22 protein-coding genes are annotated in these 17,281 nt (G+C 69.2%); 13 read left to right on the forward strand and 9 right to left on the reverse strand.

Annotated elements, in window-relative coordinates:
- Window positions 1-243 precede the first annotated feature (243 nt).
- A complete protein-coding gene (locus ACTF4R_RS14225; protein WP_440008544.1) occupies window positions 244-588 on the forward strand; it encodes a hypothetical protein in 345 nt (114 codons plus the stop codon).
- A gap of 11 nt (window positions 589-599) precedes the next feature.
- Here ACTF4R_RS14225 and ACTF4R_RS14230 read toward each other — a convergent pair whose 3' ends face one another.
- Both ACTF4R_RS14230 and btuC read right to left on the reverse strand, forming a co-directional pair.
- Entirely contained in the window at window positions 600-1,865 is a 1,266-nt protein-coding gene (locus ACTF4R_RS14230) for a heme ABC transporter ATP-binding protein (RefSeq protein WP_440008870.1), read from the reverse strand.
- A 23-nt stretch (window positions 1,866-1,888) separates the two neighbouring features.
- On the reverse strand, window positions 1,889-2,905 hold the full coding sequence (btuC, locus tag ACTF4R_RS14235) for a vitamin B12 ABC transporter permease BtuC (RefSeq protein WP_440008545.1): 1,017 nt from the start codon (window positions 2,903-2,905) through the stop codon (window positions 1,889-1,891).
- Window positions 2,906-2,966: 61 nt separating this feature from the next.
- Here btuC and ACTF4R_RS14240 point away from each other — a divergent pair, with 61 nt between their 5' ends.
- On the forward strand, window positions 2,967-4,049 hold the full coding sequence (locus ACTF4R_RS14240; protein ID WP_440008546.1) for a PGF-CTERM-anchored ABC transporter substrate-binding protein: 1,083 nt from the start codon (window positions 2,967-2,969) through the stop codon (window positions 4,047-4,049).
- Between the two features lie 9 nt (window positions 4,050-4,058).
- On the opposite strand, the gene ACTF4R_RS14245 is transcribed toward ACTF4R_RS14240, so the two are convergent.
- On the reverse strand, window positions 4,059-4,631 hold the full coding sequence (locus ACTF4R_RS14245; RefSeq protein ID WP_440008547.1) for a GNAT family N-acetyltransferase: 573 nt from the start codon (window positions 4,629-4,631) through the stop codon (window positions 4,059-4,061).
- Between the two features lie 90 nt (window positions 4,632-4,721).
- On the opposite strand from ACTF4R_RS14245, the gene ACTF4R_RS14250 reads away from it, so the two are divergent.
- Together ACTF4R_RS14250 and ACTF4R_RS14255 are read left to right on the forward strand one after the other, a co-directional pair.
- Window positions 4,722-5,291 carry a class I SAM-dependent methyltransferase gene (locus ACTF4R_RS14250; protein WP_440008548.1) on the forward strand — a complete coding sequence of 190 codons (570 nt, stop codon included), beginning with the start codon at window positions 4,722-4,724 and terminating at the stop codon, window positions 5,289-5,291.
- Window positions 5,292-5,341: 50 nt separating this feature from the next.
- Window positions 5,342-5,755, forward strand: coding sequence for a DUF3054 domain-containing protein (locus ACTF4R_RS14255; protein ID WP_440008549.1), 414 nt, complete (start codon window positions 5,342-5,344; stop codon window positions 5,753-5,755).
- On the opposite strand, the gene ACTF4R_RS14260 is transcribed toward ACTF4R_RS14255, so the two are convergent.
- Window positions 5,752-6,393 carry an SdpI family protein gene (locus ACTF4R_RS14260; protein WP_440008550.1) on the reverse strand — a complete coding sequence of 214 codons (642 nt, stop codon included), beginning with the start codon at window positions 6,391-6,393 and terminating at the stop codon, window positions 5,752-5,754. The two genes, ACTF4R_RS14255 and ACTF4R_RS14260, sit on opposite strands and share 4 nt — an antisense overlap.
- Before the next feature lie 142 nt (window positions 6,394-6,535).
- On the opposite strand from ACTF4R_RS14260, the gene ACTF4R_RS14265 reads away from it, so the two are divergent.
- On the forward strand, window positions 6,536-7,039 hold the full coding sequence (locus tag ACTF4R_RS14265) for a DUF6735 family protein (protein WP_440008551.1): 504 nt from the start codon (window positions 6,536-6,538) through the stop codon (window positions 7,037-7,039).
- A gap of 78 nt (window positions 7,040-7,117) precedes the next feature.
- Entirely contained in the window at window positions 7,118-7,870 is a 753-nt protein-coding gene (nucS, locus tag ACTF4R_RS14270; RefSeq protein WP_433633793.1) for an endonuclease NucS, read from the forward strand.
- 54 nt (window positions 7,871-7,924) lie between these two features.
- Here the strand turns inward: nucS and ACTF4R_RS14275 are convergent, their stop codons facing one another.
- Window positions 7,925-8,509 carry a DUF420 domain-containing protein gene (locus tag ACTF4R_RS14275; RefSeq protein WP_440008552.1) on the reverse strand — a complete coding sequence of 195 codons (585 nt, stop codon included), beginning with the start codon at window positions 8,507-8,509 and terminating at the stop codon, window positions 7,925-7,927.
- Between the two features lie 173 nt (window positions 8,510-8,682).
- On the opposite strand from ACTF4R_RS14275, the gene mutS reads away from it, so the two are divergent.
- Window positions 8,683-11,361 carry a DNA mismatch repair protein MutS gene (mutS, locus tag ACTF4R_RS14280; RefSeq protein ID WP_440008553.1) on the forward strand — a complete coding sequence of 893 codons (2,679 nt, stop codon included), beginning with the start codon at window positions 8,683-8,685 and terminating at the stop codon, window positions 11,359-11,361.
- A gap of 115 nt (window positions 11,362-11,476) precedes the next feature.
- Here the strand turns inward: mutS and ACTF4R_RS14285 are convergent, their stop codons facing one another.
- The gene (locus tag ACTF4R_RS14285; protein WP_113277254.1) at window positions 11,477-11,746 is read right to left on the reverse strand and encodes an HAH_0734 family protein; all 270 of its coding nucleotides are present in this window, start codon (window positions 11,744-11,746) and stop codon (window positions 11,477-11,479) included.
- 180 nt (window positions 11,747-11,926) lie between these two features.
- Between ACTF4R_RS14285 and ACTF4R_RS14290 the strand changes: the two genes are divergently transcribed.
- Genes ACTF4R_RS14290 through ACTF4R_RS14310 form a run of 5 tightly spaced genes read left to right on the forward strand, consistent with a single transcriptional unit; the run spans window position 11,927 to window position 14,127 of the window.
- Window positions 11,927-12,208: a 50S ribosomal protein L44e gene (locus tag ACTF4R_RS14290; protein WP_113277256.1), complete on the forward strand. Its 282-nt coding sequence runs from the start codon at window positions 11,927-11,929 to the stop codon at window positions 12,206-12,208.
- A gap of 2 nt (window positions 12,209-12,210) precedes the next feature.
- Window positions 12,211-12,384 carry a 30S ribosomal protein S27e gene (locus ACTF4R_RS14295; RefSeq protein WP_113277257.1) on the forward strand — a complete coding sequence of 58 codons (174 nt, stop codon included), beginning with the start codon at window positions 12,211-12,213 and terminating at the stop codon, window positions 12,382-12,384.
- The gene (locus ACTF4R_RS14300) at window positions 12,381-13,181 is read left to right on the forward strand and encodes a translation initiation factor IF-2 subunit alpha (protein WP_440008554.1); all 801 of its coding nucleotides are present in this window, start codon (window positions 12,381-12,383) and stop codon (window positions 13,179-13,181) included. The genes ACTF4R_RS14295 and ACTF4R_RS14300 overlap by 4 nt, the downstream gene beginning before the upstream one ends.
- Window positions 13,178-13,360: an RNA-protein complex protein Nop10 gene (locus ACTF4R_RS14305; RefSeq protein ID WP_113277259.1), complete on the forward strand. Its 183-nt coding sequence runs from the start codon at window positions 13,178-13,180 to the stop codon at window positions 13,358-13,360. Before ACTF4R_RS14300 ends, ACTF4R_RS14305 begins: the two co-directional genes overlap by 4 nt.
- A gap of 5 nt (window positions 13,361-13,365) precedes the next feature.
- Window positions 13,366-14,127 carry a proteasome assembly chaperone family protein gene (locus ACTF4R_RS14310; RefSeq protein WP_440008555.1) on the forward strand — a complete coding sequence of 254 codons (762 nt, stop codon included), beginning with the start codon at window positions 13,366-13,368 and terminating at the stop codon, window positions 14,125-14,127.
- A gap of 10 nt (window positions 14,128-14,137) precedes the next feature.
- Here ACTF4R_RS14310 and ACTF4R_RS14315 read toward each other — a convergent pair whose 3' ends face one another.
- The 3 genes from ACTF4R_RS14315 to ACTF4R_RS14325 all read right to left on the reverse strand — a co-directional run bounded on the left by ACTF4R_RS14315 (window position 14,138) and on the right by ACTF4R_RS14325 (window position 15,957).
- The gene (locus tag ACTF4R_RS14315) at window positions 14,138-14,674 is read right to left on the reverse strand and encodes a DUF7344 domain-containing protein (RefSeq protein ID WP_433633803.1); all 537 of its coding nucleotides are present in this window, start codon (window positions 14,672-14,674) and stop codon (window positions 14,138-14,140) included.
- A gap of 165 nt (window positions 14,675-14,839) precedes the next feature.
- Window positions 14,840-15,151, reverse strand: a complete 312-nt coding sequence (locus ACTF4R_RS14320) for a hypothetical protein (protein WP_440008556.1) — start codon at window positions 15,149-15,151, stop codon at window positions 14,840-14,842.
- Window positions 15,148-15,957, reverse strand: a complete 810-nt coding sequence (locus ACTF4R_RS14325) for a succinylglutamate desuccinylase/aspartoacylase family protein (RefSeq protein ID WP_440008557.1) — start codon at window positions 15,955-15,957, stop codon at window positions 15,148-15,150. Before ACTF4R_RS14325 ends, ACTF4R_RS14320 begins: the two co-directional genes overlap by 4 nt.
- A 131-nt stretch (window positions 15,958-16,088) precedes the next feature.
- Here ACTF4R_RS14325 and coaBC point away from each other — a divergent pair, with 131 nt between their 5' ends.
- On the forward strand, window positions 16,089-17,258 hold the full coding sequence (coaBC, locus tag ACTF4R_RS14330) for a bifunctional phosphopantothenoylcysteine decarboxylase/phosphopantothenate--cysteine ligase CoaBC (RefSeq protein WP_440008558.1): 1,170 nt from the start codon (window positions 16,089-16,091) through the stop codon (window positions 17,256-17,258).
- Window positions 17,259-17,281 lie beyond the last annotated feature (23 nt).

The following is a 17,281-nucleotide window of genomic DNA, read 5'->3' on the forward strand; positions in this document are numbered from 1 at the left end:
GGACCGGTCGTTTAGCAGGTGTATAACAAAGGGCTTGCCTCTCCAACGTCGAAGTGCGCCCACCCTGACTCGGGCGCGACAACGTGCCAGTGTGAACGCGTATCCCGGCGGCGCCAGGGGCTCTGGCGATGGGCTGGCCTCCCATCACTGTGTCACCAACCCCCTCACGAAAGTTCTCATCCCGGGGTACCACAGACCCCGCACGGCACATCTCTACTCTCTGACCTGTCCTCCGGTAGACTTATGTCTTCGTGCCGCCCGCTCACGGGCAAGGAGTTCATGCGCGTCGTACCGTTCGTCCTGCTCGTCGGCGTCGCCGTGCTCTCCCTTCTCGTCGTCATCACGTTGTACGTCGTCTGGTCGCGACTCGTCGGCCTCGACCCGACCGTCGCCAGGGAGTTCACGTCGCTGTCGGGTCTGCGACGGACGCTGCTCGCGCTCGTCTCCGGGGCGGTGCTCGGCGGCGGTGCCCTCATTGCCCCGTCCGTGCCGGTCGGGATAGCCGCAATCGTCATGCTCGCAGCGAGCACGTTCGCGGCGCTGATGGCGTTCGAACTCGTCAACGGCCGCCAGCGGACCGACGGGTAGGTTTCTCCCGTCTACACCGCGTCCTCGACGGCGGCGAGCAGGTCGTCGGAGTCGACGACGGTGCCGCGCTCGCAGAGTTCCCGGTAGGTCGCGGCCGCCTCGCTGCCGGCGTAGTTGCGCTCCGCGAACGGTCGCTCCTCCACGACGACCACGTCGTCGGCGGCGCGGGCCGCGTCGAGGTTCGGAAGGTTGCCCGCGCCCACCTCGACGTCGGCGAGCACGGTCACGTCGGCGTCCCGGACGTACCGCTCGACCACCTCGCGGGACTCGCCCGCGATGGGGGCGAACGGCTCCTCGGTCACGACGTCGAGGCCGAGCGTGCGGGCGGTTTCGAGGTCGGAGTCGCCCTCGTTGAGCACGCCGACCGACACCTCGTACCCCGCCGCCGACAGCAGGTAGAGGAGTCGCGAGACCGTGCCGCCCCCGCCGACGACGTGGACCCGACCCTCCCGGGGGTCGGGGCGGTCGGGGAGCGCGGTGACGTACGTCGACCCCGTCACGGGGTGGCGGGAGACGACGGCGTTCGCGTCGAACGCCGCCTGGAGCGTCTCCTCGGCGAGGACGTCCCCGGGCGGTCCCTGGGCGACGAGTTCGCCGTCGGAGAGCAGGAGGAGTTCGTCGCAGTAGTGGGCCGCGAGGTTGAGGTCGTGGATGGCCGCGACGACCGTCTTGCCGTCGGCGACGAGGTCGTCGACGAGTTCGAGCGTCCGGACCTGGTGGTTGATGTCGAGGCTGGCCGTCGGTTCGTCCAGCAGGAGGACGGGGGCGTTCTGGGCGAGCGCCCGGGCGAGCAGGACGCGCTGGCGCTCGCCGCCGCTGACGGCGGTGATGGGGCGGTCGGCGAACTCGGCGACCGCCGTGCGCTCCATCGCGTCCGCCACGGCGTCGCGACCCTCGCGGTCCTCACCGCCGAACCGCGACCGGTGGGGGTGGCGGCCCATCGCGACCACGTCGCGCACGGCGAAGTCGAACGAGAGGGAAGTCTCCTGTGGCACCGTCGCGACCAGCCGACTGGCCGCCTTCGAGGAGAGGTCGTGGACGTTCCGGCCGCCGACCGTGACGCGGCCCGACTCGGGGGCGAGCACGCCGGCGACGGTCCGGAGCAGGGTCGTCTTCCCCGCGCCGTTCGGGCCGACGAGGCCGACGAACTGCCCGTCGTCGACGGTGGCGTTCACGTTCCGGAGGACGGCCGCGTCGCCGAGCCTGACCGTGACGTCCTCGACGGCGATCGCCGCGTCGCCGCCTCCAGTGCCGTCGCTCTCGTCCTCGTCCGCCACACCGCGCGCGTCGGCGTACCGGCTCACAGGGCCGTCACCTCCCGGTTCCGGAGCAGGTAGAGGAAGAAGGGCGCGCCGAGGAAGGCGGTGACGACGCCGACGGGGAGTTCCGCGCCGCCGACGGCCGAGCGGGCGACGGTGTCGGTCGCGACGAGGAAGGTCGCGCCGGCCAGCGCGCTCGTCGGCAGCAGGATGCGGTGGTCGGGGCCGACGAGCAGGCGCATGACGTGTGGGACGACGAGACCGACGAACCCGATGACGCCGGAGACGGCGACCGCGGCGGCGGTGACGACGCTGGCGACCGCGAGCAGGAGTCGCTTCGTGCGCTCTACCTCGACGCCGAGCGTCTGGGCGTCCTCCTCGCCGAGGAGGAGGACGTTCAGGTCCTCGGCGTACGCGAACAGGACGACGAACCCGACCAGCGACACCGGGAGTGCGACGAGTATCTTGTCCCACGAGGAGTAGTTGAGGTGTCCCATGAGCCAGAAGACCGCCTCGCGGAGGCTCTCGCCGCTGTGCAGCAGCAGGAAGGAGACGACCGCGCCGAGCAGCGTCTGGACCGCGACGCCGGCCAGGAGCAGCGTGGCGACGGGCGTCCGGCCGTTCTCCGTGGCGAGCAGGTAGACGCCGAACGCGGCCACCAGCGCGCCGACGAACGCGAAGAGGGGGAGCGCGAACGGGACGGCGACGGAGAAGGCGATGGTCGTCACCGCGCCGACGGCCGCGCCGGCGGAGACGCCGATGATGGAGGGGTCCGCCATCGGGTTGCGGAAGAACCCCTGCATCACGACGCCCGCGGTGGCGAGGGCGAACCCGACCACGGCGGCGAGCGCGATGCGGGGCAGTCGGAGGACGACGACGATGCGCCGGGCGACGTCCGGGACCTCGTACGAGAGGACGGGAAGCGCGTTCAGCACCGCCTTCCCGACGACCACGTAGTCGATGCTGACCGGCCCCGTCGCGGCGCTCGCCAGCATCGTGACCGCCAGGGAAAACAGCAACCCCCCGCACCACAGCGTCGTCCGCGCACCCAGTCGCATGTAAGCAACTCTACTTGCTTTAGGTAAGTATTTATTGAATCCCTCCGATACGTCGACGTGCATGAGACGCGCGACATTTCTGGCGACGATACTCATCGTCGCCGTCGTCGCACCCGTCGCGTCGGCGGGTGCCGTGGAGGACGTATCGACGAACGGACCGAGCACAGTACAGCAGACCTGTTCGTTCCCGGTCACCGAGACCGACGCGACGGGAACCGAAGTGACGGTGGAGGGGGAACCGCAGCGAATCGTCACGCTCTCGCCGAGCGCGGCACAGACGATGTGGGAAATCGGGGGTAAGAGCAAGGTCGTCGGAGTGACGAAGTACGCAACCTACCTCGACGGCGCGGAGGCGAAGACGAACGTCTCCGGTTCCGGGATGACCACCGTCGTCGCCGAGAAGGTCGTCTCCCTGAAACCGGACCTCGTGCTCGCCCCGAACGTCGTCCCCGACCAGACCGTGAAGCAACTCCGGTCGGCCGGACTGACGGTCTACAAGTTCGAGGAAGCGAAGTCCCTCGACGACGTCTACGCGAAGACGAACCTCACCGGTCGGCTCACCGGCGAGTGCGGCGGCGCGAGCGAGACCGTCGCGTGGATGCAAGACCGGGTCTCGACCGTTCGCGAGGCGGTGAAGGGCGAAGATAACCCGCGCGTCCTGTACACCATGGGCGGCGGCTACACCGCCGGCGAGGGGACGTTTATCAACCAGATAATCGAGACGGCCGGCGGCGAGAACGTCGCCGCCGAGGCCGGCATCCAGGGCTACAAGAAGATCAGCAACGAGGTCGTCGTCGAACGGAATCCGCAGTGGATTCTCACCCCCACCGGCATCGAAATTCCCGACGCCTACGGTTCGACCGCGGCCGTGAAGAACAACCAGGCGGTGACGCTCGACACCAACTACGTCAATCAGCCGGCGCCGCGCGTCGTCTACCCCATCACGAAGCTGGCGAAGACGTTCCACTCCGAGGCGTACCAGCAGGCGAACGTGACGACCACCACGACCTCGTCGACCGGAAGTGACGGAACGACCACCGACACCACGACCGCCACGACGGAGTCGACCGGCCAACCCGGGTTCGGTCCCGGCGTCGCCGCCGCCGCGGCCGCCGCCGTCGCGCTGCTCGCCCGGCGCGAGTAGCGACTCTTTTCACGGGGACTCCAGCGGGTCGGGCGGTCGCTCGCCCGCTTTCTCGTTCAGGAACGACTCCTCCCGCTCGGAGAGGTCGCGGTCCCGGAACACGTCGAGGCCGGCCTGGTACGTCTCCCTCGTGCGCTCTCCCGGCCGTTCGAGCACGAGTTCCGCGATGCCCGTCTCCTCGCCCGTGAATCCGAACCCGGCCTTCGAGAGCGCGTGGAACGCGAAGGGGTTGTTGACCGCGATGCGGACGCGGTCGTACCCCCGGTCGCGGAGTCGCTCGGTCGCGAACGCCGCGAGGCGTGCGCCCACGCCCTCGCCGCGCCGGTCCGCCCGGACGGTGACGTACCGGAGCCACGCCGTCGTCGGGTCCGTCCGGTCCTCGTTGAACGCGACGGCGGCGACGGGGCGGTCGTACTCTTCGTCGGCGTCCGCGCCGCCCGTATCGCCGGCACCGCCAGGCTCCTCGCGTGCGACGGCCTTCCCCGTGTTCGACATCACGAACTTGCCGGCGTAGCTGAACCGCTCGTGGTCGAGACGGAGCGTCGGCCCCTCGTCGGGCCAGCCCAGCAGCGCGTACTCCATGCCTCTGCTTCGCACGCCGGAGCCAAGACGCTTGTTACGGACGTCGGACCACTCGCCGGACTTTTGCTCGCGCGGCGCGTCGGTCGGTGCATGACTCACGCCGGAGACGTGGCCATCTTCGACCGATTCGCCCGATTCTACGACTACCTCACCCCGGACGCGGACGCCGACCTGCTCGCGGAGGGACTCGCGCAGGCCGAGCGCCCGGTCGAACGCGTCGTCGACCTGGCCGGCGGGACCGGGAGAGCGGTGCGAGCCATCGACGCGCCGGAACGCATCGTCCTCGACGCTTCCCTGGAGATGCTCCGGCAGGCCAGGAAGAACGGCCTCGACTGCGTCCAGGGGGACGCCGCCCGGCTTCCGCTCGCCGACGAGTCCGTCGACGCGCTCGTCATCTCGGACGCGCTCCACCACGTCGGAGACGTGGACGGCGCACTCGCGGAGGCGGCGCGGGTGCTGCGACCCGACGGCGTGCTCGTGGTCCGGGAGTACAACCCGGCGACGCTGCGCGGCCGGTTACTGGTCCGGGGCGAGCACGCGGTCGGCTTCGACTCGTCGTTTCTCACGCCCGACGACCTCGCTCGGCGCCTCCACGACGCCGGACTCACGCCCCGCGTGCGGAACCGCGGATTCGACTACACCGCGGCGGGAATCAGGTGAGCGGTCGTCCGAACCGGGAACGACTTGACCCCGGCGAGCCGAGTGGGGGTATGAGCAGTGCGTTCGGCGCTCGACGATTCGACCGCTCGCCCGCTACCGCGGCGCTCGCGCTCGGAGACCTGGCCGTCCTGACCGGACTCCTCGCCGCCGGGTTCCTCCGGCACAACGAGAGCCTGGTCGAGGCTCCCGTCCGCTTCGCGGACACGCTCGCCCCGTTCCTCGTCGGCTGGGTTGCCGCATCGCTGGTGGTCGGCGCGTACAGCTTGCGGGCCCGAAGCTCCGTCCGCAGTGCGGTGCTGGTCGGCGGCGCGACGTGGCTGGTCGCCGTCGTCGTCGGGGCGACGCTCCGGGCGACCGACCTCTTCCACGGCGACGCGCCGCTGTCGTTCGTCGCCGTCGTCGGCGGTCTGGGGCTCGTCGCGTTCGTCACCTGGCGGAGCGTCTTCGCCGTGGTCAGCGGCTAGACGGTCGTCCGGCGATACTCGACGTAGGAGTACGCGACGAGGTACAGCGACGCGACGACCGCGGGTGCGACGACGAAGAGGATGGCGTGCTGCGGGACGAGCACGCCGACGAGCGCGGCGACGGCCGCGAGTCTGAACAGCGTTCCGGCGCGCTCGTGCGTCCGCTCCCAGACCGTCTCGCTGGTGAGCGTCCACGGCGTCCGGACGCCGAGAAACCAGTTCCGCTCGACGTGGTCCATCGTCGTCCCGAGGAGGTAGTACAGCGCGGCGAACGCCGGGACGAGGACGGTCGTGAACGCGAACCGGTAGCCGAGATTCCACAGCAGCACCAGCGCGTGGACGTACAGCATGAACGCCGTGAACGCGACGACGAACAGCCCGTACTGGCGGTCGAACGCCCGGACGTTCTCGCCGAAGGGGTCTATCTTCGGCAACCCCACGAACAGCCCGAGGATGGCGGCGCTGACGGCCGGAAGCAGGAACGCGCCCCAGCGCTTGGGCATCGTTCCGTCGGCCTGACCGCTGGCGTTCCAGTGGGTCGCTATCGTCTCCGGCAACTGCGGGTAGTAGTACGCGCTCGATGCGAGCGCGACGACGACCAGCGCCAGCGCGACCAGATACTGGTTCCGGAGCTTCATGTCCGATATTCGAGCGCTTTCGCTCATAAATCTGTGCGTCAGCCCGCCGGCGGCGGTCGAGACGCCCCCACGGCGGGCGAACGCGCCGTCCGTCGTCCGCGGCGTACCTTTTTGTACGGGGACGGGACCATGCACCGCCGCCGTGGGACACCGAGCACTCGTCGCCTACGAGCGACCCGATGGCCGCTACGACTGCCACTACGCCCACTGGGGTGCGGCCGACCTCGTACTCCGCCGGGACGTCGCACCCGGGACGCCGTTCGCCGGGGGAGACGACGACCGCTGGCGGCCCCGCGTCGACCCCGCCCCGCGAGCGCGTGCCGTCCCGTTCGAGGACCTGACCGACCACCTCGATTTCGAGCAGGTCGAGGCGCTGTACGTGGTTACGCTGGCCTGGGTCGTCACGACCTACCTGCCGCTGTGGTTCGGCCCGACGCCGGACAGCGACCGGCACGCCGGCGCGCTCGTCACCGTCGAAGACACCGACGACGCCAGACGAGTCCGCCGCTGGTTCCGTGCCACCCGCGCCGTCGTCCGCGACATGGTCGCTCGCGACGCCCTCGCCGAAGACGACGCGACCGACTATCTCGCCGCCCGTGTGACCGAGTGGGCCGGCGACCGACGGGCGGTGATACTCGCCGACTGAACGGAACCGTTCGGCTCCGCGGCCGTCCGCACGTCCGCGGACGGTCGGCTTAACTGTCCGCGTCGCCTATCGCCGCCAGTGACATCGACGGACAGCGGGGACGCTCCCGCCACGTTGCTCTCGCCGACGCACGAGGAGGCGCTGGTCCAGGTCGAGGCCGCAGTCGAACGGGGCGACCTCGTGACCGTCTTCGGTCGCTGTACCGTCGAGTACGACGGTCGGGCGAGCAGCCACCTCGGTCCGGGCGACCGACTCGTCGTCCTCAAGCCGGACGGGACGGCGCTCGTCCACACCGAGGAGGGTCACCAGCCCGTCAACTGGCAACCGCCTGGAGCGACGGCCACCCCGCGTCTCCGCGACGACCGGCTCTGCATCCGGAGCGAGCGGACGAACCCCGACGAAACGCTGTCGGTCGAGTTCGAGAGCGTCGTCCAGACGTCGGCGTTCGACGTGACCGACGCGAACGACCTGTCGCTGGCGGGTACGGAGGAGGACCTCCGCCGGCGCATCCTGGACGACCCCGACCTCGTCGAACCCGGATTCACGCCGCTCGCGACGGAGCGGGAGACGCCCGCTGGCGCGGTCGACATCTACGGCGAAGACGCCACCGGAACGACCGTCGTCGTCGAACTCAAGCGTCGGCGCGTCGGTCCGGACGCGGTCGGACAGCTCTCGCGCTACGTCGACGCGCTCGGACGCGACCTCCACGCCGCGGCGACGGTGCGCGGGATACTGGTCGCGCCCTCGGTCACCGAGCGCGCGCGCCGCCTGCTCGCGGAGAAGGGACTGGAGTTCGTCTCGCTCGAACCGCCGGCGGAAGCGGGCGAGTAACCCGGGGCTGGTGCGGCGGTGGCGCTCGGGGACCGAAGCGAGTCCGTTCCGGCGTTACGGGATGTACCAGCTGTAGACGTGGTTGAGGAGGACGTACGTGACGACGCCGAGGGTGAGCGAGAGAATCCACGCGGACGCGGCGATGCGGCCGACTCTCCTGTGGACCGTGTCACGCAGTTCGGTCGGGGTGTGGGTCAGGCCGAGCACGAGCGCGTAGAGCACGACCGGGACGGAGACCACTGACAGCAGGATGTGGACCGCGAGCATGAGCAGGTACGCGTAGTAGACGATACCCTCGACCCGGATGTGTTTCTCGCCGCCGCTCCCGCCGACCTTCAGGAGGTACATCGCGAGGAAGACGAGGATGAGCGCGAACGCGGTTATCATCGCCGTGCGGTGCTTTCGCACCTCGCCGTTGCGAATCCAGTACCACCCGAGCACGAGCGTGACGGTGGCGACGCTGTTGACGACCGCGATGGCGTCCGACAGGAGGTTCACGGTCCCGACGTCGATGGAGGGGTAGATGGGCAACACCCCGGCGAACGTCCCGAGCACCAGCACGTAGCCGACGACCGATAGCAGGGCGGTGACCTTCAACGGGTTCTCGCGGGCGCGTTCGCGGGCGTTCGCCGTGGCCATGTCCGGCGCTTGGAACCGGTGCCCCAAGTGCGTTCGCTTTCGTCCCGTCGTCCACCACCGACCGGACGTCCGTGCCGACCGTGCGGCGGCGGAACGCTCCGCGAGCGGTCGAAGTCCCGGTTCCGTCGCTCGGTTCCGAGGGGTATTTCGGGCAGCGGAACCAGACGCTACCTATGGACGCGGCGCTGGGGCCACCGGAGAAGATGGCCGAGCGGAGCGACGAACTGACGCCGATGATGGCGCAGTACTTCGAACTCTGCGAGCGATACGAGGACTCGCTCGTCCTCTTCCAGGTGGGGGACTTCTACGAGACGTTCTGCGAGGCCGCCGAGACGACGGCGCGACTGCTGGAGATAACGCTCACGCAGCGCGAGGACAGCACCGGCGAGTACCCGATGGCGGGCATTCCCATCGACAACGCCGAGTCGTACATCGAGACGCTGCTCGACGCGGGCTACCGCGTCGCGGTCGCCGACCAGGTGCAGGAACCCGAGGAGACGACGGGCGTCGTCGACCGCGCCGTCACCCGGGTCGTCACGCCCGGCACCCTCACGGAGGACGAACTGCTCGACACCGAGGACAACAACTTCGTCGCCTGCCTGACGCACGAGGCGAGCGACGGGGGGAGCTACGGTCTCGCGGTGCTCGACGTCTCGACCGGCGACTTCTACGCCACGACGGTCGAGAGCGAGAGCGCAGCCCGCGACGAACTCAGCCGGTTCGCCCCGGCGGAGGCCGTCGTCGGCCCGGACGCCTCCGCCGACCCCTTCGACGCCGGCTGCGTGGTGTCGACGTACGACGAGGACGCCTTCGAGCGCGACGCCGCCAGCGACCTCGTCGCGGACTACTTCGGCCCGCCGGAGCGCCTGCTCGCCACCGACGCCGAGGTGCGGGCCTGCGGCGCGCTGCTGGCGTACGCCGAGTACGCCCGGGGCGGGGCCGACGAGGACGCGGACGTGGGGGGCGAGCACGGCCACCTCGACTACCTCAACCACCTCACCCGCTACGACCCGCGGTCGTACGTCCTGCTAGACGCCGTCGCGCTCCAGAGCCTCGAACTGTTCGAACCGCGTGCGGTCCACGGCCACGAGGACGCGACGCTGGTCGGCGTCCTTGACGAGACGGCCTGCGCGCTCGGTAGCCGGAAGCTCAAGGACTGGCTGCGCAGACCGCTGCTCGACCCCGAGCGCATCGATGCCCGCCTCGACGCGGTCGAGGAGTGGACCGAGCGGGTCCGCGCCCGCGAGGAGATTCACGACCTGCTCCGTGACGTCTACGACGTCGAACGGCTCATCTCGCGGGTTGCCCGCGGCCGGGCGAACGCTCGCGACCTCCGGTCGCTGAAGGACACCCTCGACGTGGTTCCGGCTGTCGCCGACGCGATGGACGGCGTCGAGTCCGAGAAGCTCCGGGACCTGCGCGCCGACCTCGACGAGATGGCCGACGTACGCGACCTGATCGGCCGGGCCGTCCGCGAGGAACCGCCCATCGAGGTCACGGACGGCGGCGTCATCAGGGAGGGGTACGACGACGAACTGGACGACCTCCGCGAGACCGAGCGCGCGGGCAAGGCGTGGATAGACGACCTGGAACAGTCCGAGCGCGAGCGCACCGGCATCGACTCGCTGAAGGTCGGGTACAACCAGGTCCACGGCTACTACATCGAGGTGACCGACCCCAATCTCGACCGCGTGCCGGACGACTACACCCGCCGCCAGACGCTGAAGAACTCGGAGCGGTACGTCACGCCCGAACTGAAGGAGCGGGAGGACGAGATCGTTCGCGCCGAACAGCGCGCCGACGACCTGGAGTACGACCTCTTCCGCGAGGTCCGGAGCGCCGTCGCCGAGGAGTCCGAGCGCGTGCAGTCGCTCGCGGACGCCCTCGCGGAACTGGACGTGCTCGTCGCGCTCGCCGAGGTCGCGGCCAGGCACGGCTACTCCCGCCCCGAGGTCGGCGGCGAGGGCGTCCACGTCCGGAACGGCCGCCATCCGGTGGTCGAGCGCACCGAGTCGTCGTTCGTGCCGAACGACACGCAACTCGACGACGACGCGCTCGCGGTCATCACCGGCCCGAACATGAGCGGGAAGTCGACGTACATGCGCCAGGTCGCGCTCATCGTCATCCTCGCGCAGGTGGGGTGCTTCGTCCCCGCCGACGAGGCGCGGGTCGGCCTCGTCGACCGTGTGTTCACCCGCGTCGGCGCGAGCGACGACATCGCGGGCGGCCGTTCGACCTTCATGGTCGAGATGACGGAACTCTCCGACATCCTCCGGAGTGCGACCGAGGACTCGCTGATTCTGCTCGACGAGGTCGGCCGAGGCACCAGCACGGCGGACGGGTTCGCCATCGCGCGCGCCGTCACCGAGTACGTCCACGACGAAATCGGCGCGAAGACCCTCTTCGCGACCCACCACCACGACCTCACCGACGTCGCCGCGGAGCTGGACGACGCGGTCAACCTGCACTTCTCGGCCACCCAGCGCGACGACGGCGTCGTCTTCGAACACGAGGTCGCGCCCGGCGCGACCACCGCCTCCTACGGCGTCGAGGTCGCGAAGACCGCCGGCGTCCCCGAGCGCGTCATCCGGCGGTCGCGCGAACTGCTGGACGCGGAGGAGAAGCCGGCCGACCGCGACCGCTCCGACGGTGACGGGAGCGGCGAGGCCGGGGCGACAGCAGGCGAGCGGACGGCCGACGACGCGGCGAGAGACGAGACGCCGACCGACGACGCGACGGCGGAACTTCCGGCGGCGGTCGCCGACGAACTCCGGCGGACGAGCGTCGCCGACACGACGCCGCTGGAGGCGCTCCAGCTTCTCGACCGACTGAAGCGACGGCTGGACGAGTGAGGCGACGGGAGAACCGGTGTGACACGACGGGTCGGCTCGGGCGACGGCGCGGGTCCGTCGAGTGGGGAGCCGCGGCCCGTCCGGACCGAGAGAACCGCTGGACGGAGACGACCGACTACGAGACCGCGGTCTCGTCGGCGCGCCGGACGATTTCGAGGGCCTCGGCGTCGATGGACTCGGTGTCGAGGAAATGCGGAACGTAGTTACGCCGCTCGAAGTCGTCGCGTTCGTCTTCCGTGCCGATGACGCACCAGAGCTGGGGCTCGTCGGGGCCGTGCCAGTCGCCCTGGCGGTTGATCGAGAAGCAGACGCGCTCGCCGCCGTCGTAGTCGATGACCGCGTTCTTCCGGATGCCCGGGTCCCCGTGAATGATGAGCCGCTTCATACCCGGCGATTCGGAAGGCGGTCAATTAAGCGCTTCGAAGGGTACTACGCGAGCGCTCGCCTCGGGACGGTCGGAACTCGAGTCCGTCCGGACGACGGGGTTTCCACGGAGAGCGAGGACGCCCGAAACCAAACGGGTTTTAAGCCCCGAAGCGCAACCTCTCCGTAAGGTCGATACTCTATGCAGATGCCACGCCGATTTAACACGTACTGTCCGAACTGTCACGAGCACAACGAACACGAGGTCGAGAAGGTCCGCAGCGGTCGCCAGACGGGCATGAAGTGGAACGCCCGCCAGCAGAAGCGCGGCACGAGCGTCATCGGGAACGCCGGTGGCTTCTCGAAGGTGCCCAGTGGGAACAAGCCGACGAAGAAGACCCACCTGAAGTACCGCTGCAGCGACTGCGGCAAGGCCCACATGCGCGAGGGATGGCGCGCCGGTCGACTGGAGTTCCAGGAGTAACCATGGCGGGGAGCTTCTACCGGGTCCAGTGTCCGGACTGCGAGAACGAACAGACCCTCTTCGGCAAGGCCGCGGACGAGGTCAACTGCGTGGTCTGTGGACATCGACTCGCCTCGCCGACCGGCGGCAAGGCCGCAATCGACGGTGACATCGTCGAAACAGTAGAGTCCCGATGAAATACAGTGGCTGGCCCGACACCGGCGAACTCGTCGTCGGCAAGATCGACGAGATAGAGGACTTCGGCGTCTTCGTCGACCTCGAGGAGTACGAGGACAAGCGCGGCCTGGTCCACGTCAGCGAAGTCGCCAGCGGGTGGATCAAGAACGTCCGCGACCACGTCAGCGAGGGCCAGACGGTCGTCTGCAAGGTGCTCGACGTGGACACGTCGTCCCAGCAGATCGACCTCTCGCTGAAGGACGTCAACGAGCACCAGCGCAGCGACAAGATACAGGACTGGAAGAACGAGCAGAAGGCCGACAAGTGGATGACCCTCGCGTTCGGCGAGGACATGAGCGACGACCTGTACGGCCGCGTCGCGAACGAACTCCTCTCCGAGTTCGGGAGCATCTACGACGGGTTCGAACAGGCGGCCATCCACGGCCCGGAAGCGCTCACGGCCACCGACCTCGACGACGAGGAAGTCGAGTCGTTGGTCGCCACCGCCCGCGAGAACGTCTCGGTCCCGTACGTCACCGTCACGGGGTACGTCGACCTCCAGAGCTCCGCGAGCGACGGCGTCGACGCCATCAAGGAGGCCCTGCAGGCGGCCGAGGGCAACGGCGAGATTCCCGACGAGGTCGAACTCGACGTCACCTACGTCGGCGCGCCCGAGTACCGCATCCGGGTGAAAGCGCCGAACTACAAGACCGCCGAGGCGCAACTCGAGGAGAGCGCCGCTCGTGCCGAGTCGGCCATCTCGGAGGCCGGCGGCACCGCCGACTTCCACCGCAGCCGACGCACCGACGAGGAATGAAATCCGACATCCGGGTGTGTTCCGACTGGAAGACGGAACACGACCGTCCCGTCTACACTCTTGCCGATTCCTGTCCCGACTGCGGAGCGCCCGCCGTCAACAGCGCGCCCGCTCCGTTCGACCCCGAGGACCCGTACGGAGAGTACCGACGCGCTCTTAAGCGGCGCACCCACGAGTAGTTCCTATGGACGAAGTAGATATCGAGACCGTCGCCGACCCGGAGCTACAGGACCCGGTACTGATAGAGGGACTGCCGGGCGTCGGCCACGTCGGGAAGCTGGTCGTCGAACATCTCCTCGAAGAGAACGAGAGCGAACTCGTCCGTCGCGTCTACTCCGAGTATCTGCCGCCGCAGGTGAGCGTCGCGGACGACGGCATCGCCGACCTCGTCTCCGCGGAACTGTACGCCCTCTCGCTCGGCGGGCAGGACGTGCTGGTGCTCACCGGCGACCACCAGGCCCAGGACACCCGAGGTCACTACCGGCTGACGGACGCCTTCCTCGACGTGGCCGAGTCGTTCGGCGTCGAGCGCGTGTTCGCGCTCGGCGGCGTCCCGACCGGCGAACTCATCGAGGAGTACTCCGTGCTCGGCGCGGCGACGACCGAGGAGTTCGTCTCGGAACTGGAGTCCGTCGGCGTCGAGTTCCGCGGGGACGAACCCGCGGGCGGCATCGTCGGCACGAGCGGTCTCCTGCTCGGCCTCGGTGACCGACGCGGCCTCGAAGCGACCTGCCTGATGGGCGAGACGAGCGGCTACCTCGTCGACCCCAAGAGCGCCCAGGCGGTACTCGAGGTGCTCCAGTCGGTGCTCGAGTTCGAGGTCGACTTCGAGTCGCTGGAGGAACGCGCCGACGAGATGGAGGAGGTCGTCAGCAAGATCGAGGAGATGGAGTCCCAGCAGGTCGGCGGCATCGGTGCGGACGAGGACCTCCGGTACATCGGATAGGGCAGACCGTTCAGGGAGCCAGCCCCTTCTCGCGGCCGCGATAGACGTGGTAGCTCGCCGAGACGATGAAGAGCGCGAGGAAGAACCAGGCCCAGACTCGAACGGTCAGCGCCTCGACCGAGAACAGTCGGAGTTCCGTGGCCACCAGCGCCACCAGTTCCAGGACGCCGAGTCCGAGGTAGTACGTCGCCCACGACACGTCGTATTCGGGGACGACCTCCATATACACCTCGACCTCCCGGGCGCGGTCGGTGAGTTGCAGTTCCTTCGACCGCTGGTCGTACTCGACGATGTCGAGGTCGTCGAGTTTCGGCAGGTGCGTCTGGTGGAGCGAGACGTAGACGCTCTTCCGGACGTTCCGGGGCGGCGGCGACTCGTCCGTCTCCAGCGTGGCGATGTGTTCGGCGAGTTCGTCGACGGTCAGCGTCCCGTCGATCTCCCGGAGATGCTCGATGGTGCGCCGTCGCCGCTCGTTACGCAGAACGTTGTGTATCTCGCTCTCGTCGAGCGTCGACGGACTTTCGCTCTCCGGGTCGCTTAATTTCATGGATTGGCCGGGGCGGCAGTGTGAAACACATCTGAAGCTGTAAGTATTAAGTTTATCATTGGTTCGGTGGTACCAGCGACTGAACAATCAAAGCATCGGTGAACGAGAAGGTATCCGCGATTCCGACGTCGGAGCGGCCGGCCGCCGGTGGGACGCGGTGCTTCGTCACGCCGGCGATTCGGTCGACACTTGCGTTCGGACCGCCCGGTATGCGCCGGCCAGCGCCACGGCGACGGGGTACGCGCCGGCGAGGAAGGGCACCCAGAACACCCACAGTTCCAGCGTCGGGAATAGTCGGCTGCCGACGGCGCTGCCGAGCGTGAACGCGACGTACCCCGGCAGCGCCAGCGGCGTCATCAGTCGAGCGTCGACGGCACCGGCGGCCAGCGGCCCGACCAGGAGGACGTAGACGGCCCAGACGGCGCGCCCGGCCAGCACCCGCCGCAGGTCCGACCGCGAGACGCGGCCGGTACTCATCGTTTGCCTCCCGCCGGTTCGACGCCGTGGCGCGCCAGCAGGTCGGCGGCGGCCCGCTTCGTCCACCTGACCTGGGTCCCCTCGTCGAGCAGGAAGTCGGTCGTCTCGACGATGTACCCCGGCCTGTCGAGGTCGCCGGCGACCTTGTGGACCAGCATCGGACTGCCGCCGGTGAGTCGCCCGCCGACCCGGTAGTCGTGGTACGGCATCGACCACGGGACGACGGCGTCGTTGAGGTACGCGGCGGTCCGGTCGGCGTACGTCGCTGCCTTCCCGTCGTCGGTCGGCCATAGCATCTGTCCGACGGAGTCCGTGTGGAGGCGGTAGATGCCGACGGAACTGTGCAGGTCGAGCACGACGTCGGGGTCGTGGCGCTCGACGACGCTCCAGATGGCGCGAGCGAGCTTCGTCGTCGGACGCTCGCCGGTCGGGAACGTCCGGTTCAGGTCGCCGTGTGCGCCCTCGCGCCGGTCGTTGCGGATGGCCACCTGGTTGGCCCGCGGAATCGCGACGAGCGTTCCGGACCGCAGGGGCCACTGAGCGACGTCGCCGGCCGCGCGGTAGCCGCTCTCCTCGTCGCCGTGCATCCCGCCGACGACGAGCGCGGTCGGACTCGCCGGGTCGGCCCTCCGGACGAACACCTTCGTCGCGTACCTCGTTCCGGAGAGGACGGTGTACGACGAGGTTTCGTCGTCGCCCTCGGTCGCCGCCGAGACGTCGTCGCCGGACTGCGACGCCGCCAGCAGTCCCGTCGCTCCGAGCGCGGCCGCGCCGCCCGCACGGGCGAGGAACCGTCGCCGTTGCATGGCCGAACCACCACACCCGGCCCACATCAATTTTGTCGCCAACCGCGAGGAGGAGTCCGGACCGGTCGATTCCGCGACCGACGCGCCGCAATCCGTGACTATTTACGCGACGCCGTGCCCAACTCCGGGTAATGCTCACCGGAGTGAACGTTGCGCTGGGGGTGACGGGCAGCATCGCGGCGGTGAAGGTCGTGGAACTCGCCCACGAACTGCGACGCCGCGGTGCCTCGGTCAGGGCCGTGATGACCGGGAGCGCGCGAGGCATAGTCCACCCCTGGGCGGTCGAGTTCGCCACGGAGAACCCGGTCGTCACCGAGATAACCGGGTCGGTCGAACACGTCGAACTCTGCGGACGCGACGGCTGGGCGGACGTGCTCCTGGTCGCCCCGGCCACCGCGAACACGGTCGGGAAGATGGCCGCCGCGGTCGACGACACGCCGGTGACGACCTGCGCGACGACCGCACTGGGGGCCGACGTGCCGGTCGTCGTCGCGCCGGCGATGCACGAACCGATGTACGACCACCCCGGCGTGCTCGACGCCATCGACCGCGTCGAGGAGTGGGGCGTCGAGTTCGTCGACCCGCGCGTCGAGGAGGGGAAAGCGAAGATAGCGACCGCGGACGACATCGCGCTCGAACTGGCCCGGGTCGCCACGCCCTCCCCCCTCGACGGCGAGTACGTCGTCGTCACCAGCGGCGCGACGAGCGAACCGCTCGACCCCGTGCGCGTGCTGACCAGCCGGGCCTCCGGGAAGACGGGGCGGGCGGTCGCCCGCGCGTGCTACGCGTACGGCGCGAACGTCGCGCTCGTCCACGACGCGCCCGACACGAGATACTCCACCGGTCGGCGCGTCGAGACCGCGGAGGAGATGCTCCACGAGGTGCAGGACCTCATCACCGCGCTTCCCATAGACGCGCTGATCTCCGCGGCCGCCATCAGCGACTACACCACCGACGCCGCCGACGAGAAGATTCGCTCCGGTCAGGACCTCACGCTCGACCTGGAGCGGACACCGAAGCTCATCGAAACCGTCCGCGAGGACAATCCCGACCTCCCTATCGTCGGGTTCAAGGCCGAGACGAGCGGCGACGACGACGCGATGGTCGCGGCCGCCCGGGAGACGCTGCACCGGGCCGACCTCTCCTTCGTCGTGGCCAACGACGCGAGCGTGATGGGCGAAGACGAGACCCGGGCGCTGTTCGTCCACGAGGGGAGCGTCCGCGAACATCGCGGAACGAAAGCGGACCTGGGATTCGCGGTCGCCGACGAACTCGTCGAGGAACTCGCGACCGAGGCGTAAGAGCGGCGTCTGGGTCGACGTTT

The organism is Halomicrococcus pelagicus, from assembly GCF_051917725.1.
Taxonomy (GTDB): domain Archaea; phylum Halobacteriota; class Halobacteria; order Halobacteriales; family Haladaptataceae; genus Halomicrococcus.

Excerpts from the sequence above, each read along its gene's own strand:
- ACTF4R_RS14325 (WP_440008557.1), bottom strand. The coding sequence starts at position 15,957 with ATGCAACGGCGACGGTTCCTCGCCCGTGCGGGCGGCGCGGCCGCGCTC.
- ACTF4R_RS14245 (WP_440008547.1), bottom strand. The coding sequence starts at position 4,631 with ATGGAGTACGCGCTGCTGGGCTGGCCCGACGAGGGGCCGACGCTCCGT.
- ACTF4R_RS14310 (WP_440008555.1), top strand. The coding sequence starts at position 13,366 with ATGGACGAAGTAGATATCGAGACCGTCGCCGACCCGGAGCTACAGGAC.
- ACTF4R_RS14225 (WP_440008544.1), top strand. The coding sequence starts at position 244 with ATGTCTTCGTGCCGCCCGCTCACGGGCAAGGAGTTCATGCGCGTCGTA.
- ACTF4R_RS14275 (WP_440008552.1), bottom strand. The coding sequence starts at position 8,509 with ATGGCCACGGCGAACGCCCGCGAACGCGCCCGCGAGAACCCGTTGAAG.
- ACTF4R_RS14305 (WP_113277259.1), top strand. The coding sequence starts at position 13,178 with ATGAAATCCGACATCCGGGTGTGTTCCGACTGGAAGACGGAACACGAC.
- ACTF4R_RS14300 (WP_440008554.1), top strand. The coding sequence starts at position 12,381 with ATGAAATACAGTGGCTGGCCCGACACCGGCGAACTCGTCGTCGGCAAG.
- coaBC (WP_440008558.1), top strand. The coding sequence starts at position 16,089 with ATGCTCACCGGAGTGAACGTTGCGCTGGGGGTGACGGGCAGCATCGCG.
- ACTF4R_RS14290 (WP_113277256.1), top strand. The coding sequence starts at position 11,927 with ATGCAGATGCCACGCCGATTTAACACGTACTGTCCGAACTGTCACGAG.
- ACTF4R_RS14255 (WP_440008549.1), top strand. The coding sequence starts at position 5,342 with ATGAGCAGTGCGTTCGGCGCTCGACGATTCGACCGCTCGCCCGCTACC.
- ACTF4R_RS14320 (WP_440008556.1), bottom strand. The coding sequence starts at position 15,151 with ATGAGTACCGGCCGCGTCTCGCGGTCGGACCTGCGGCGGGTGCTGGCC.
- ACTF4R_RS14315 (WP_433633803.1), bottom strand. The coding sequence starts at position 14,674 with ATGAAATTAAGCGACCCGGAGAGCGAAAGTCCGTCGACGCTCGACGAG.
- ACTF4R_RS14295 (WP_113277257.1), top strand. The coding sequence starts at position 12,211 with ATGGCGGGGAGCTTCTACCGGGTCCAGTGTCCGGACTGCGAGAACGAA.
- btuC (WP_440008545.1), bottom strand. The coding sequence starts at position 2,905 with ATGCGACTGGGTGCGCGGACGACGCTGTGGTGCGGGGGGTTGCTGTTT.
- ACTF4R_RS14285 (WP_113277254.1), bottom strand. The coding sequence starts at position 11,746 with ATGAAGCGGCTCATCATTCACGGGGACCCGGGCATCCGGAAGAACGCG.
- ACTF4R_RS14260 (WP_440008550.1), bottom strand. The coding sequence starts at position 6,393 with ATGAAGCTCCGGAACCAGTATCTGGTCGCGCTGGCGCTGGTCGTCGTC.
- ACTF4R_RS14250 (WP_440008548.1), top strand. The coding sequence starts at position 4,722 with ATGACTCACGCCGGAGACGTGGCCATCTTCGACCGATTCGCCCGATTC.
- mutS (WP_440008553.1), top strand. The coding sequence starts at position 8,683 with ATGGACGCGGCGCTGGGGCCACCGGAGAAGATGGCCGAGCGGAGCGAC.
- ACTF4R_RS14240 (WP_440008546.1), top strand. The coding sequence starts at position 2,967 with ATGAGACGCGCGACATTTCTGGCGACGATACTCATCGTCGCCGTCGTC.